The sequence below is a fragment of the Micromonospora sp. CA-111912 genome (assembly GCF_050948415.1).
Lineage (GTDB): Bacteria > Actinomycetota > Actinomycetes > Mycobacteriales > Micromonosporaceae > Micromonospora.
This window is the reverse complement of the sequence record NZ_CP192007.1, coordinates 5,668,024-5,681,655: the sequence shown is the minus strand read 5'-3', so window position 1 is coordinate 5,681,655 and position 13,632 is coordinate 5,668,024. Positions and strand designations below refer to the sequence as shown.

8 protein-coding genes and 2 tRNA genes are annotated in these 13,632 nt (G+C 71.1%); 9 read left to right on the top strand and 1 reads right to left on the bottom strand.

Annotated features, from left to right (window positions below):
• Positions 1-63: 63 nt before the first annotated feature.
• The 7 genes from ACQPZO_RS23595 (at position 64) to ACQPZO_RS23565 (ending at position 11,675) form a co-directional block, all read left to right on the top strand.
• Positions 64-1,122, top strand: coding sequence for a substrate-binding domain-containing protein (locus ACQPZO_RS23595; RefSeq protein ID WP_433344043.1), 1,059 nt, complete (start codon positions 64-66; stop codon positions 1,120-1,122).
• Positions 1,123-1,175: 53 nt separating this feature from the next.
• A complete protein-coding gene (locus ACQPZO_RS23590) occupies positions 1,176-2,372 on the top strand; it encodes a Gfo/Idh/MocA family protein (RefSeq protein WP_433351184.1) in 1,197 nt (398 codons plus the stop codon).
• Positions 2,373-2,994: 622 nt separating this feature from the next.
• On the top strand, positions 2,995-3,570 hold the full coding sequence (locus ACQPZO_RS23585; protein ID WP_433344042.1) for an ArsR/SmtB family transcription factor: 576 nt from the start codon (positions 2,995-2,997) through the stop codon (positions 3,568-3,570).
• A 35-nt stretch (positions 3,571-3,605) separates the two neighbouring features.
• Positions 3,606-4,856, top strand: a complete 1,251-nt coding sequence (locus tag ACQPZO_RS23580; protein WP_433344040.1) for an MFS transporter — start codon at positions 3,606-3,608, stop codon at positions 4,854-4,856.
• Positions 4,857-5,235: 379 nt separating this feature from the next.
• A complete protein-coding gene (locus tag ACQPZO_RS23575) occupies positions 5,236-8,103 on the top strand; it encodes an RICIN domain-containing protein (protein WP_433344038.1) in 2,868 nt (955 codons plus the stop codon).
• A gap of 96 nt (positions 8,104-8,199) precedes the next feature.
• Entirely contained in the window at positions 8,200-10,308 is a 2,109-nt protein-coding gene (locus tag ACQPZO_RS23570; protein WP_433344036.1) for a ThuA domain-containing protein, read from the top strand.
• Positions 10,309-10,664: 356 nt separating this feature from the next.
• Entirely contained in the window at positions 10,665-11,675 is a 1,011-nt protein-coding gene (locus ACQPZO_RS23565) for a sugar phosphate isomerase/epimerase family protein (RefSeq protein WP_433344035.1), read from the top strand.
• A 62-nt stretch (positions 11,676-11,737) separates the two neighbouring features.
• Here the strand turns inward: ACQPZO_RS23565 and ACQPZO_RS23560 are convergent, their stop codons facing one another.
• Positions 11,738-12,145 (bottom strand): hypothetical protein, encoded by a 408-nt coding sequence (locus ACQPZO_RS23560; RefSeq protein ID WP_433344033.1) that lies wholly within the window; start codon positions 12,143-12,145, stop codon positions 11,738-11,740.
• A gap of 277 nt (positions 12,146-12,422) precedes the next feature.
• Here ACQPZO_RS23560 and ACQPZO_RS23555 point away from each other — a divergent pair.
• Both ACQPZO_RS23555 and ACQPZO_RS23550 read left to right on the top strand, forming a co-directional pair.
• Positions 12,423-12,498 (top strand) — tRNA-Asn (locus tag ACQPZO_RS23555).
• A gap of 304 nt (positions 12,499-12,802) precedes the next feature.
• Positions 12,803-12,879 (top strand) — tRNA-Ile (locus ACQPZO_RS23550).
• Positions 12,880-13,632: the final 753 nt, after the last annotated feature.

Genomic DNA, 13,632 nt, shown 5'->3' with positions numbered 1-13,632 from the left:
GACGGCGGCCGGGCCCCGCACACCCTTTTCCACCCACCACCACCCCTTTCCCAGGAGGTCGTCATGACCCAGCACAGTCGGGACCTGTCGCGCCGCCGGATGCTGTTCGGCGGGGCCGCCCTCGGCGCCGGCGCACTGCTCGTCGGGTGCACCAGCAACGAGGCGGCGCCCACGGCGGCGCAGACCAAGGCGGCCGACAACGCCGCCGGCGGCAACAGCACCCCCGGCAAGAAGGTGACCATCGGCTTCTCCGCCCCGGCCGCCGACCACGGCTGGCTCGCCGCCATCACCGCCAACGCCAAGGCCCAGGCCGGCGCGTACTCCGACGTGGACTTCAAGACCGTCGAGGCCGGCGCGGACGCGGCGGCCCAGCGGGCGGCGCTGTCCACGCTGATCGCCCAGAAGCCGGACGTCATCGTCATGCTTCCGCACGACGGCAAGGAGCTCAACGCCGCCGGCCTGGAGGCGATGAAGGCCGGCATCCCGATGGTCAACCTGGACCGGGCGTTTCCGGACGCGCTGGCCTACCGCCTACAGATCATGGGCGACAACTACGGCATGGGCGTGGCCGCCGCCAACTACATCGTCGCGCAGCTCAAGGCCAAGGGCGTCAGCAGCCCGATCATCGGCGAGATCCCCGGCATCGACTCGCTGGAGCTGACCCAGCAACGGTCGAAGGGCTTCGCCGACACCCTCGCCGCCGCCGGGTTCAAGGTGGCCAACCGCCGCCCGGCCGAGTTCACCGCCGACTCCGGCCAGCAGGCGGCCACCGGCCTGCTCCAGGCCCTGCCGAAGATCGACGCGATCTGGAACCACGACGACGACCAGGGCATCGGCGTGCTCGCCGCGGTCAACCAGACCGGCCGCAAGGAGTTCTTCATGGTCGGCGGCGCCGGCTCGAAGAAGGCGATGGAGGACATCCAGGCCGACAACACCGTTCTGAAGGCCACCGTCACCTACAGCCCGTCCATGGCGTCCTCCGCGATCTCGCTGGCCCGGCTCATCGGCCAGGGCAGGGGGATGTCCGACCTGGTGGAGCTCCAGGTGCCCAAGGAGATCGTGCTGGCCTCCGAGACGATCACCAAGGAGAACGCGAGCAGCTACCTCAAGCTCGGGTTCTGAAACACGGGGGGAGACCCACCTTGTCCACTCACCACAGTCACCTGCGGGTCGGCATGGTCGGCTACGCGTTCATGGGCGCCGCGCACTCACAGGCGTGGCGCACCGTGAACCGGGTGTACGACCTGCCGGCGCGGGTCCGGATGTCGCTGGTCTGCGGCCGGGACACCGCGAAGGTGTCCGCCGCCGCCGACCGGCTCGGCTGGGAGGCGCACACCACGGACTGGCGTCGCCTCGTCGAGTCCGACGAGATCGACGTGGTCGACATCTGCACACCGGGCGACAGCCACGCCGAGATCGCGCTCGCCGCCCTGGCCGCAGGCAAGCACGTGCTCTGCGAGAAGCCGCTGGCCAACACGGTGGCCGAGGCCCGGGCGATGGCCGCCGCCGCAGAAACCGCGCGGGCGTCGGGGGTACGGTCCATGTGCGGGTTCAACTACCGCCGGGTCCCCGCCGTGGCCATGATGCGGCGGCTGATCGCCGACGGCCGGCTCGGCACCATCCGGCACGTCCGGGCGGCGTACCTCCAGGACTGGATCGTGGACCCGCAGTTCCCGCTGGTCTGGCGGTTGCAGCGGGACAGGGCGGGCTCCGGCGCGCTGGGCGACATCGGCGCGCACATCATCGACCTGACCCAGTTCGTCACCGGTCAGCGGATCACCGGGGTCAGCGCGGTCACCGAGACGTTCGTCAAGGAGCGTCCGCTGTCGGCGGCGTCGAGCGGCCTGGCCGCGCAGGCCACCAACGGCACCGGTCCGGTCGACGGCCACGGCCCGGCCACCGGCACGGTGACCGTGGACGACGCGGCGGTCTTCGTCGCCCGGCTCGACGGCGGGGCGCTGGCCACGTACGAGGCGAGCCGGTTCGCCACCGGGCGCAAGAACGCCCTCCGGGTGGAGATCAACGGCTCGCTCGGCACCGTGGCCTTCGACCTGGAACGCCTCAACGAGTTGGAGTTCTACGACGCCACCCGGCCGGCCGCCGAGCAGGGCTTCACGCGCATCCTGATGACGGAGGAGGACCACCCGTACATGTCGGCGTGGTGGCCGCCCGGCCACATCATCGGCTACGAGCACTCCTTCACCCACCAGATGCGGGACTTCGTCGAGGCGGTCGCCACCGGTGTCGACCCGGCGCCCTCGTTCGCCGACGGGTTGCAGGTCCAGTTGGTGCTGGACGCGGTGATCCGCTCGGCGGAGCTGGGCTCCTCGTGGACCGACGTGGAACCGACGCTGGAGGCGGTCCCCGCCTGAGCCCGCCTCGGCGGGGGCGGCCCCGGGTCGCCACGCCGAGCGCACCGGCGACGACCGTCGGCCGGTGGAGGAACCGCGGTGGCGGCGTGTGCCGTCGCCACCGCCCGAGAGGCTTTCCGGACCGACCGGCGAGGGACCCGCTGCGGTTGCGCCCCGTGGCGGGGACGAGGTCGGCTCCGGAGGGCGTGCGACGACGGGCTGCGGCCCGCGTCGTACGAGAGCAGGACGGTCGTCCGGTGCGGCCGGACCGGGATTCCCCGGCCGCACCGGAGGCCGCGCACCACGGCACCACGGCACCACGCACCACGGACGCGGGGGAGGCAGGGACGGTACGCCGACCGGCCCTGCCTGCCAGCCCCGCCCGTCCCGTCCGTCCCGGGGGTCGTCCGGTGGCGTCGTCGCCGCCTTCGTCGCCGGACGCGCCCTCGGGCGGGCGGTCGGGCGGGGCGTGCCCGGCACCGAACTCGGCCTCTGGTCGGGGCGGGCCCGGCGGCGTGCCGGGTACGCCTGAGTCGAGAGCGGGGCGGTTGCGTTCCGGTGCCCTGTCAGCGGCGTAACGATGGGGCGGCCAAGTTGTGCGACAACTCTTGCGCAACATGCGCTTACCTGAAACCGTGCAGGCGTGGACACAGCCGACATTCGCCAGGTGACCGACTCCCGTGTTCTGGCGGCCATGTCGCATCCGTTGCGTCGGCGCATGCTCGACGTGCTGAAGGTCCACGGGCCGTGCACCGTCAGTGCCGTGGCGGGCCTGACCGCGCAGTCCGTGGCGAACGTCAGTCATCACTTCCGCGTGCTGCACCGCAGTGGACTGGTCGAGGCGGCGCCCGAGCTGGCTCGCGACGGCCGCGAACGGTGGTGGAAGCTGGCGTCCACGGGGCGGCGATGGTCGAGCCTCGATTTCGCCACGGACCCCGCCGGTGCGGCCGTGGCCGAGGCGGCCGAGTCGCTCAACCTCGATCACCACGTCCGTATCGTCCGCGCCTGGTTGTCGCGCAGCGGTGAGAGCCGGGGAGACTGGGCGGGCCCGGCGTTCTCGATCAGCAACTGGCTCCATCTGACGCCGCAGGAGCTGGCCGAGCTGTCCGGCGAGCTCGGCGCGGTGCTGGATCGGTGGTCAAATCGCCCGCCTTCGGGCGAGGACGACGAGCGTAGGCCCGTCTTCGTCTTCGCCTACGGGCAGCCGGGAGAGCCGTGACGGGCCAGAACGTCACGGACGCGGACGCTGCGGTCGTGCCGGAGGCGCCCAAGTCCGTGCTGCGCAACCGCGGCTTCCGGCTGCTGTGGATCGGCGAGACGACAAGTGCCTTCGGGACCAGTGTCAGTCGTGTCGCGCTACCGCTGATCGCGGTCGTCACCCTGGACGCCAGCACCTTCCAGGTCAGCCTGCTCACCGCGACGGCCTGGCTGCCCTGGCTCCTGCTCGGGCTTCCGGCCGGTGCCTGGGTGGATCGGCTCCCGCGCAGGTCGCTGATGCTGGCCTGCAACGTCGTTTCCCTCGCGACCGTCCTGAGCGCCCCGATCGCCTACTGGGCAGGCGTGCTCACCATCGGGCACCTCCTGGTGGTCGCGCTGCTCACCGGCGCGGCGAGCGTGTTCTTCCAGACGAGCTACCAGGTGTTCCTTCCCTCGGTGGTGGACGACAATCGCCAGCTTCCCGCAGCGAACGCCGCGTTGCAGGGCAGCGAGTCGGTCGCCCAGGTGGCGGGGCCGGGCCTGGCCGGGGCGATCACGCAGGCGGTGGGGGCGGTGTTCGGCCTCGGAGGCAACGCGATCACGTTCCTGGTCTCGTCGTGGTGTCTGCTCCTGATCAAAGCCAAGGACGAGGTGCACGCCGTCGGCGGTCACCGGGCGTCCATGATGAAGGAGATCAGAGTCGGGCTGGGCTTCGTCCGCAGAGATCCATACATCCGGACCTTCACGCTCTTCGGTGCGCTGAGCAACATCGCCCTCACCGGCTACCAGGCGATTCTCGTGGTCTTCCTGGTCCGTGAAGTCGGCACGAGTGCCGCCACGGCCGGGCTGTTGATCTCCGCGATGAGTGTGGGCGGAGTTCTCGGCGCGTCGATGGCCCCGCTTGTCGCCCGCAGGTTCGGAACGGCGCGCGGGCTTCTCCTCGTCGAGTGCCTGGGCGCTCCCTTCGCCCTGCTGATTCCGTTGTCAGCTCCCGGAGCGGGGCTCTGGGTGGCGGTTGTCGGTGGCGTGGGGGTGGGGGTGGGCGTCGTCTGCGGGAATGTCATCAAGGGCAGCTTTCGGCAGAGCTACACCCCGGCGGCGTTGCTGGGCAGGGTCGTCGCGACGATGCATCTGCTGAACTACGGGACGATTCCCCTGGGGGCACTGCTTGCGGGCGTGCTCGGAACCAGCCTGGGGCTCCGTGCGACCATGTGGATCATGGCAGTCGGGCTGGTGGCTGCCGTGGTGGTCCTCCTCGCCAGCCCGATACGGCGACGCCGCGACCTGCCGCTCGCGGTCCCCGCCTGACGCCGCAGCGAACCCCTCGACCCAGCGGTCCCGCGACCCCCGCGACCCCCGGCGAACCCCCGCGACTCGCGACGAAGAGGGCGGCGCGGGCGGAACTTTTGCTGACGTGAGCGAAAGTTCAGGTTGAGTGGCCGGAAGGTATGGACACGGTTCATTCGCGGACCTTAATGTCTGGGGTATCGCGATGATGTCTCGTCGAGGTGAACCGGCGGCGCGGTGACCCATCGACTGGTGACCTCCGGGCGCGCACCCGTCCCGCCCGGAGGCCGCGGCGGTCGGGCAGGCACCCGACGGCCCGAGCGCACCCCCCGGCTACGGCATTCGGCGCGACGGCGCGCGCCCGCCTGGCAGTCAGAAGTCAGGAAGGGACCGCACAACCATGTCCACCAAGGACTTTCAGACCCACCACCCCCGACGATGGCCCACCGCCGCCGCAGCGCTGCTGCTCGTCGCCGCTGCCGGCGCGGTCGGCCTCGGCGCCGGCCCGGCCGCCCTCGGCGGCCCCACCCCGGCCGCCGCGCACGTGATCAGCGGCAGCGACTTCCAACAGGTCGAGCTGGCCCGGGGCGTCGCGGAGACCGGCGAGCCGATGTCACTGGCCGTGCTGCCGGACCGGTCGGTCCTGCACACCGCCCGCAACGGCACGCTGCGCCGCACCGACTCCGCCGGCACCACCACGGTCGTCGGAACCCTGCCCGTCTACAACCACGACGAGGAGGGGTTGCAGGGCGTCGGGGTCGACCCGAACTTCGCCACCAACCGGCACATCTATCTCTACTACGCGCCGCCGCTGTCCACCCCCGCCGGGGACGCCCCCGCCACCGGCACCGACTTCTCCGCCTGGCAGGGCGTCAACCGGCTGTCCCGGTTCGCCCTGAACGCCGACTTCACCGTCAACCAGGCCAGCAAGGTCGACGTGCTGGACGTCCCGGCCGACCGGGGCATGTGCTGCCACGTCGGCGGGGACATCGACTTCGACGCCGCCGGCAACCTGTACCTGTCGACCGGCGACGACACCAACCCGTTCGACTCCGCCGGGTACGCCCCGATCGACGAGCGGACCAACCGCAACCCCGCGTACGACGCGCAGCGCAGCGCCGGCAACACCAACGACCTGCGCGGCAAGATCCTGCGGATCAAGGTCAACACGGACGGGTCGTACTCGATCCCCGCCGGGAACCTGTTCGCGCCCGGCACCGCGAAGACCCGCCCCGAGATCTACGCGATGGGCTTCCGCAACCCGTTCCGGCTCAGCGTCGACAGGGCCACGGGGATCGTCCACGTCGGCGACTACGGGCCGGACGCCGGCACCACCAGCGCCACCCGGGGCCCCAGCGGCCAGGTCGAGTTCGACCGGGTCACCGGCCCCGGCAACTACGGCTGGCCGTACTGCACCGGCACCAACACCGCCACCGAGACGTACAACGAGTGGGACTTCGCCGCCGGCACCGGCGGGGCCAAGTACGACTGCGCGGGCGGGCCGACCAACAACTCGTTCCGCAACACCGGCCTGGGCAAGCTGCCGGCCGCGAAGCCGGCCTGGATCCGGTACGGCGGCGACGCCGGGACCCCGCCCGAGTTCGGCGGCGGCTCCGAGTCCCCGATGGGCGGCCCGGTCTACCGGTACAACGCCGCCTCCACCTCGACGACGAAGTTCCCGCAGTCCTTCGACGGGCAGTTCTTCGCCACCGAGTTCGGCCGCGGCTGGATCAAGCCGATCCACGTCAACGCCGACGGCTCGCCCGGCACCATCGACGCCTTCCCGTGGACCGGCAAGCAGGTGATCGACTCGGCCTTCGGCCCGGACGGCGCGTACTACGTGCTCGACTACGGCACCGGCTACTTCAACGGTGACGCCAACTCCGCCCTCTACCGCTTCGACCACATCGGCAGCGGCAACCGGGCCCCGACCGCCCGGGCGGGCGCGGACCGGACGTCCGGGGTGGCCCCGTTGGCCGTGAGCTTCTCCTCGGCCGGGTCGACGGACCCCGACGGCGGGGCGCTGACCTACGCGTGGGCGTTCGGCGACGGCACCACCTCCACGGCCGCCAACCCGGCCAAGACGTACACCGCGAACGGGACGTACACCGCCACGCTCACCGTGCGGGACCCGCAGGGGGCCACCGGCAGCGCCGGCGTCACCATCACGGTGGGCAACACCGCCCCGACGGTGACCGTGAACAGCCCCGGCAACGGCAAGCTCTTCTCCTTCGGCGACACCGTGCCGTTCAGCATCACCGTCACCGACCCCGAGGACGGCGCGATCGACTGCACCAAGGTCAAGATGACCTACGTGCTCGGCCACGACCAGCACGGCCACCAGATCACCTCGGCGAACGGCTGCTCCGGCTCGATCGCCATCCCGGTCGACGGCGAGCACGACGACGCGGCGAACATCTTCGCCGTCTTCGACGCCGAGTACACCGACCGGGGCGGGCTGACCACGCACACCCAGCACACCCTCCAGCCCCGGCACCGGCAGGCCGAGCACTTCAAGACCTCGGCCGGCATCGCCATCTTCGACAAGGGCACCGCCGAGGGCGGCAAGACCGTCGGCAACATCGAGAACGGGGACTGGATCGCGTTCCAGCCGTACCAGCTCGGGAACGTGACCTCGTTCAGCGCCCGGGTCTCCTCGGCGGGGACGGGCGGCACCCTCCAGGTGCGGGCCGGCTCGGCGACCGGGACGGTGCTCGGCTCGGCCACCGTGCCGGTCACCGGGGCGTGGGACACGTTCACCACGGTCACCGGGGCGGTCTCCGGGGCACCCGCCGGCACCACCACCCTGTACCTCACCTTCGCCGGCGGGGCCGGGGCACTCTACGACCTGGACGCGTTCACCCTGGACACCACCACCGTCACCACCCGGACCGGCCCGGTCAGGGGCCTGGGTGGCAAGTGTCTCGACGTGCGGGGCGGCGCGTCCGCCGACGGGACCCAGGTCCAGATCTACGCCTGCAACGGCAGTGCCGCGCAGGTGTGGGCGGTGACGTCGAACAGCACGGTGAAGGCGTTGGGGAAGTGTCTGGACGTGTCGGGGGCGGGTACCGCCGACGGTACGAAGATCCAGCTCTGGGCGTGTAACGGCTCGGGGGCGCAGAACTGGTCGGCGCAGGCCGACGGGACGGTGCGCAACGTCGGGTCGGGCAAGTGCCTGGACGTCTCCGGCAACACCGCCACCGACGGCACCCCCGTGCACCTGTGGACCTGCCACACCAACGCGAACCAGAAGTGGACCCTGCCCTAGCCGGGTGCGAGGAAGGGCTCCCTGCCGACGGATCCCGTCGCGCAGGGGGCCCGGTCGACCCCACCCTCCCGCAGCGCGAAGCCCCAGGAGAGCGACATGCGCAGACTCCTCCGTCCCGTCCTCGGCGCGGCCAGCACGGCCCTCGCCGTCCTCGCCTGCACCATCCCCGCCATCCCCGCCTCGGCCGCCGACGCCCCCTACGACGTGCTGGTCTTCTCCAAGACCGCAGGCTTCCGGCACGACTCCATCGCGGTCGGCACCCAGGCCGTCCGTGACCTCGGCGCGGCCAACAGCTTCACCGTCACCGCCACCGAGGACGCCGCCGCGTTCAGCACCGCCAACCTCGCGAGGTACGAGGCGGTGATCTTCCTCAACACCACCGGCGACGTGCTCGACGCGAACCAGCAGGCCGCCTTCGAGTCGTACATCGGCTCCGGCGGCGGCTACGTCGGCGTGCACGCCGCCGCCGACACCGAGTACGACTGGCCGTTCTACGGCAACCTCGTCGGCGCCTGGTTCGCCTCCCACCCGGCCATCCAGCAGGCCACCGTCAAGGTCGAGGACCGGACGCACGCCGCCACCGCCCACCTTCCGCAGTCCTGGCCGCGCACCGACGAGTGGTACAACTACCGCACCAACGCCCGCTCCACCGCGCGCGTGCTGGCGACCCTCGACGAGTCGTCGTACTCCGGCGGGTCGATGGGCGGCGACCATCCGCACGCCTGGTGCAAGACGTACACCGGCGGCCGGTCCTTCTACACCGGCGGCGGGCACACCCAGTCGTCGTACGCCGAGCCGGCCTTCCGCTCCCACCTGCTCGGCGGCATCCGGTACGCGGCCGGCCGGGCGAAGGCCGACTGCCGGCCCGAGACCGGCTACACCCCCCTCTACAACGGCTCCGTCGCCGGCTGGTCCCAGGCCGGGCCGGGGAGCTTCACCAACGCCGACGCCACCCTCACCTCGGTCGGCGGGATGGGCCTGTACTGGTACAGCGCCAAGCAGTTCACCAACTACTCGCTCAAGCTGGACTGGAAGCTGGCCGGGGACGACAACTCCGGCGTGTTCGTCGGCTTCCCGCCGTCGACCGACCCGAACTCCGCCGTGAACAACGGCTACGAGGTGCAGATCGACGCCACCGACGCCGCCGACCGCACCACCGGCGCGGTCTACACCTTCAAGTCCGCCGACCTGGCCGCCCGGGACGCCGCGCTCAACCCGCCGGGGGAGTGGAACACCTACGAGCTGCTGGTCGAGGGGGAGCGGCTCCAGGTCCTCCTCAACGGGGTGAAGATCAACGACTTCACCAACACCGATCCGGCCCGCTCGCTCGCCGGCCACATCGGCATCCAGAACCACGGCACCGGCGACGACGCCGCGTTCCGCAACATCCGGATCAGGGAGCTGGGCGGCCCGACGACCGGGAACACCACCTTCCAGGCCGAGGCGTACAGCGCCGCGAGCGGCGTCAGCGCGTACCCCAAGGTCGGGGCCAACGGCGGCCAGACCCTGGGGTACGTCGACCCGGGCGACTGGGCGGGATACCACGGCTTGGACCTGACCGGGGTGACCTCGGTGCGGGCCCGGGTGGTCTCCGGCGGCCCCGGCGGGACCATCCAGTTCCGCACCGGCTCGGCCACCGGCGCCGTGTTCGGCCAGGTGGCGGTGCCCAACACCGGGAGCTGGACGACGTACGCCGACGTCAGCGCCCCGCTGACCGGGGTGCCGGCCGGCACCCAGAACCTGTACCTCACCTTCGCTGGCACCGGGACGGGCCTGTTCGACGTCGACGACGTGACCCTGATCCGGTCGCCAGCCCCCACGAACGGCACCGGCCCGGTCAGGGGCCTGGGTGGCAAGTGTCTCGACGTGCGTGGCGGCGCGTCCGCCGACGGGACCCAGGTCCAGATCTACGCCTGCAACGGCAGTGCCGCGCAGGTGTGGGCGGTGACGTCGAACAGCACGGTGAAGGCGTTGGGGAAGTGTCTGGACGTGTCGGGGGCGGGTACCGCCGACGGTACGAAGATCCAGCTCTGGGCGTGTAACGGCTCGGGGGCGCAGAACTGGTCGGCGCAGGCCGACGGGACGCTGCGTAACGTCGGGTCGGGCAAGTGCCTGGACGTCTCCGGTAACACCTCCGCCGACGGCACCCCCGTGCACCTGTGGACCTGCCACACCAACGCGAACCAGAAGTGGACCCTGCCCTAGCCGAAGTGAGCTGGTGGGAGGGGCCCCGGCCATCGGCTGAGGCCCCTCCCACCGCCAGGAGCGCCGCCGGCCCCGCCCCGGCGGGGATCCGCGGTCCGCGCCGAGCTGCCCACCTCCTGAGGAGGAGGGCGGATGACGCAGTGGCCCCTTCCTAACCGGTCAGGGCCGTCCTAGAGTGGGGGCGGCGACCGTGCGCGGTGGCCGGTGACCCGACGGGAGGCGCAACCCGCTGGGCCCAGGCGCTCCTTCACGCGCCCACCGGCGTCCCGCCACGTCCGCCACGCACCGGCCCCGGCCGGTCGCCCTCGCCCCGGTCCCGCACGCGGAATCCCCCATCACCTCAGGGGAGTAGGACAATGGCGCGACCCATCACGCTCTTCACCGGCCAGTGGGCCGATCTTCCGTTCGACGAGGTCTGCCGGCTCGCCTCCGAGTGGGGCTACGACGGGCTGGAGATCGCCTGCTGGGGCGACCACTTCGAGGTCGACAGAGCGCTCGCCGACGACTCGTACGTCGACCGGAAACGGGAGACCCTGGCGAAGCACCACCTGAAGGTCTTCGCCATCTCCAACCACCTGGTCGGCCAGGCCGTCTGCGACCACCCGATCGACGAGCGGCACCAGGGCATCCTGCCCGCCCGGATCTGGGGCGACGGCGAGCCCGAGGGGGTCCGCCGACGGGCCGCCGAGGAGATCAAGGACACCGCCCGGGCGGCGGCGAGGCTGGGCGTGGACACGGTCGTCGGGTTCACCGGCTCGTCGATCTGGCACACCCTGGCGATGTTCCCGCCGGTGCCGCCGGCCATGATCGAGCGCGGTTACCAGGACTTCGCCGACCGGTGGAACCCGATCCTCGACGTCTTCGACGAGGTGGGGGTCCGGTTCGCCCACGAGGTCCACCCCAGCGAGATCGCGTACGACTACTGGACGACCAAGCGGGCCCTGGAGGCGATCGGGCACCGGCCCGCGTTCGGGCTGAACTGGGACCCGTCGCACTTCGTCTGGCAGGAGCTGGACCCGGTGAACTTCATCCTCGACTTCGCCGACCGGATCTACCACGTCGACTGCAAGGACGCGAAGGTGCGTACCGGCGACGGCCGGCGCGGCCGGCTCGCCTCCCACCTGCCCTGGGCGGACCTGCGCCGGGGCTGGGACTTCGTCTCCACCGGCCACGGCGACGTGCCGTGGGAGGACTGCTTCCGCGCGCTGAACGCCATCGGGTACGCCGGCCCCATCTCCATCGAGTGGGAGGACGCCGGGATGGACCGCCTCGTCGGGGCGCCCGAGGCGCTCCAGTTCGTCCGCCGACTGGCCTTCGACGCCCCGGCCGCCGCGTTCGACGCGGCGTTCAGCAGCAGCCGGGACTGAGCCTGAGGGACAGCAGACGGGCCGGTCGCCCGAAGGCGGCCGGCCCGTCGTCGTACGGTCGGTCAGAGCGTGCTGCCGTTGGTCCCCGTGCCAGACGGCTTGGGGCGGGCGGCAGTGCTCGGGGTCGGCCCCGTCGAGGTGGTGCCGGACGAGCTGTTGCCCGCCTTGGCACCGACTGCGGCCGGCGTGCCGGCGAACGGCTTGTCGGCGGCGGTCAGATCCTGCGTGCCGTTGCCGTTGCCGTTGGTGCTCAGCTTCTCACCCAGCTTGGACTGGCTGATCTTGTCCTTGCCCTCGCTGTAGAGCCGGTTGGCCTGGGCCTGCGCGACCCCGGCCGCCTCCTGGACGGTCGGGTGGTCGAGCACCTTGCGGCCCCGGACGACGAGCTCCTCGTACTTTTCCCGACCGGCACGGGCGCCCAGGACGAATCCCGCAGCCAGCCCGCCAAGAAACATGATCTTTCCGCGCATGGCGGCTCCTTCCGTACCTGACGCGCCATCGTCTCCCCGGGGCGGACCCCGTGGCGATCATCTCGCGCCTATCTTCTCTGTCGACAGCTAACTACCCATCCTCCTCCGAGCTCATACCTGGTTGTGCCAGGATGACGAATTGTCTGGTTTCCAGTTGCCGCCGCAGGCCCCCGCCCGGTCGGGCCGGGTCGGTAACCCCCTGGACCAAACCCCCCGGCAGTCCTGTATTCTTGTGCCGTCACCGGGCACCGGAGGGTTCCGGACCAGGCGACAGCGGTCCCCCGTAGCTCAATTGGCAGAGCAGCCGGCTGTTAACCGGCAGGTTTTTGGTTCGAGTCCAAACGGGGGAGCCAAGCTCCACACCAACGCCCGCCGGCCCCCGGCGGGCGTCCCTCTTTCTGCCCGACGGCCACGGCCGGGCCGGTGATTCACCGAGCCCTCCTCCAGGGTGCGCCGGCCAACGGGTGGCGTACCGCCGGGGCGGTCCTCGCCGGGCCGCGCGCCCCGGGCCGCGCCCTTCATAGACGGCTGCGTGCTGTTATCCTCGCGTAGCCCATCGTGCTGGATCACCGATGAGCCGTCCGGTGGGGCGGATGGATGGGGCTGTTTCGTGGTGGTCAGTGATCCACCACGCGGGTTACGATCCGGCGCGGTAGCGGGGCGGTAGCTCAGCGGGTTAGAGCAGGGGACTCATAATCCCTCGGTCGCGGGTTCGAGCCCCGCCCGCCCCACCAGCGCAAACACCCACTCAAAGAGCACCGCCAGCCCCGGTGCAGGTGCACGGCAGGTGTACCAGCCCGCACCACGAGGTGCACCACGACGGGAAACGGCGCCCCGACCGGACGGTTTCTATCCGGGTCGGGGCACCGCTCGCTGGGTGCCAGTTGCTCTCAGGCATGCCCCCGGAACGACCGAACGTTGCCGCTGTCGGCGCCGTTGATGAGCTGCTGCGGGCGCTCCATCATTGCCTCGGCGGAGGCGTCCCCGTCACGATGGGAAGGCTTTGCGCGAGGCCGAGGCGTGGATATCGTGGGTGGGCAACGGCGACGTCATTGACCATTGCCACCTCGACCGGCACAGGAACGGAACCGGGTGCGACGAGTAGGGTGTGACGACAACGAAAGGCCGGACACCGCCGACCGGGGCCCGGTGACACCGCCCAGGGGCCGGTCGGCCGCGAACCGATTTTTCGCGTACCTGGTCATGCTCGGCTGGCACGGCCTAGTGATCATCGCCTACTTCGTCCTCCTTTGCCAGCAATCTGGAATGAGGGAGTCCTGGGGCAACTCACCGCAGGAAGACATGCTGATCTTCGGGGTCTCCGTCGGTGCACCGGTACTTCTCGGGACCCTGCTGGTTGGTCTGGTCCTGCTCCGGAGGCTCCTGGCGAAAAACCGGATCAACTCGGCGGTTGTGCTTGGCACCGCCGCCGCGTCACCGACGCTCCTGTTTGTGGCGGCGGTCGCTGGCCCTGTCCTTCGTTAGCG

Bases quoted from the DNA above. Each gene is read 5' to 3' on its own strand.
- ACQPZO_RS23595 (WP_433344043.1), top strand. From the start codon at position 64: ATGACCCAGCACAGTCGGGACCTGTCGCGCCGCCGGATGCTGTTCGGC.
- ACQPZO_RS23590 (WP_433351184.1), top strand. From the start codon at position 1,176: ATGGTCGGCTACGCGTTCATGGGCGCCGCGCACTCACAGGCGTGGCGC.
- ACQPZO_RS23575 (WP_433344038.1), top strand. From the start codon at position 5,236: ATGTCCACCAAGGACTTTCAGACCCACCACCCCCGACGATGGCCCACC.
- ACQPZO_RS23570 (WP_433344036.1), top strand. From the start codon at position 8,200: ATGCGCAGACTCCTCCGTCCCGTCCTCGGCGCGGCCAGCACGGCCCTC.
- ACQPZO_RS23565 (WP_433344035.1), top strand. From the start codon at position 10,665: ATGGCGCGACCCATCACGCTCTTCACCGGCCAGTGGGCCGATCTTCCG.
- ACQPZO_RS23560 (WP_433344033.1), bottom strand. From the start codon at position 12,145: ATGCGCGGAAAGATCATGTTTCTTGGCGGGCTGGCTGCGGGATTCGTC.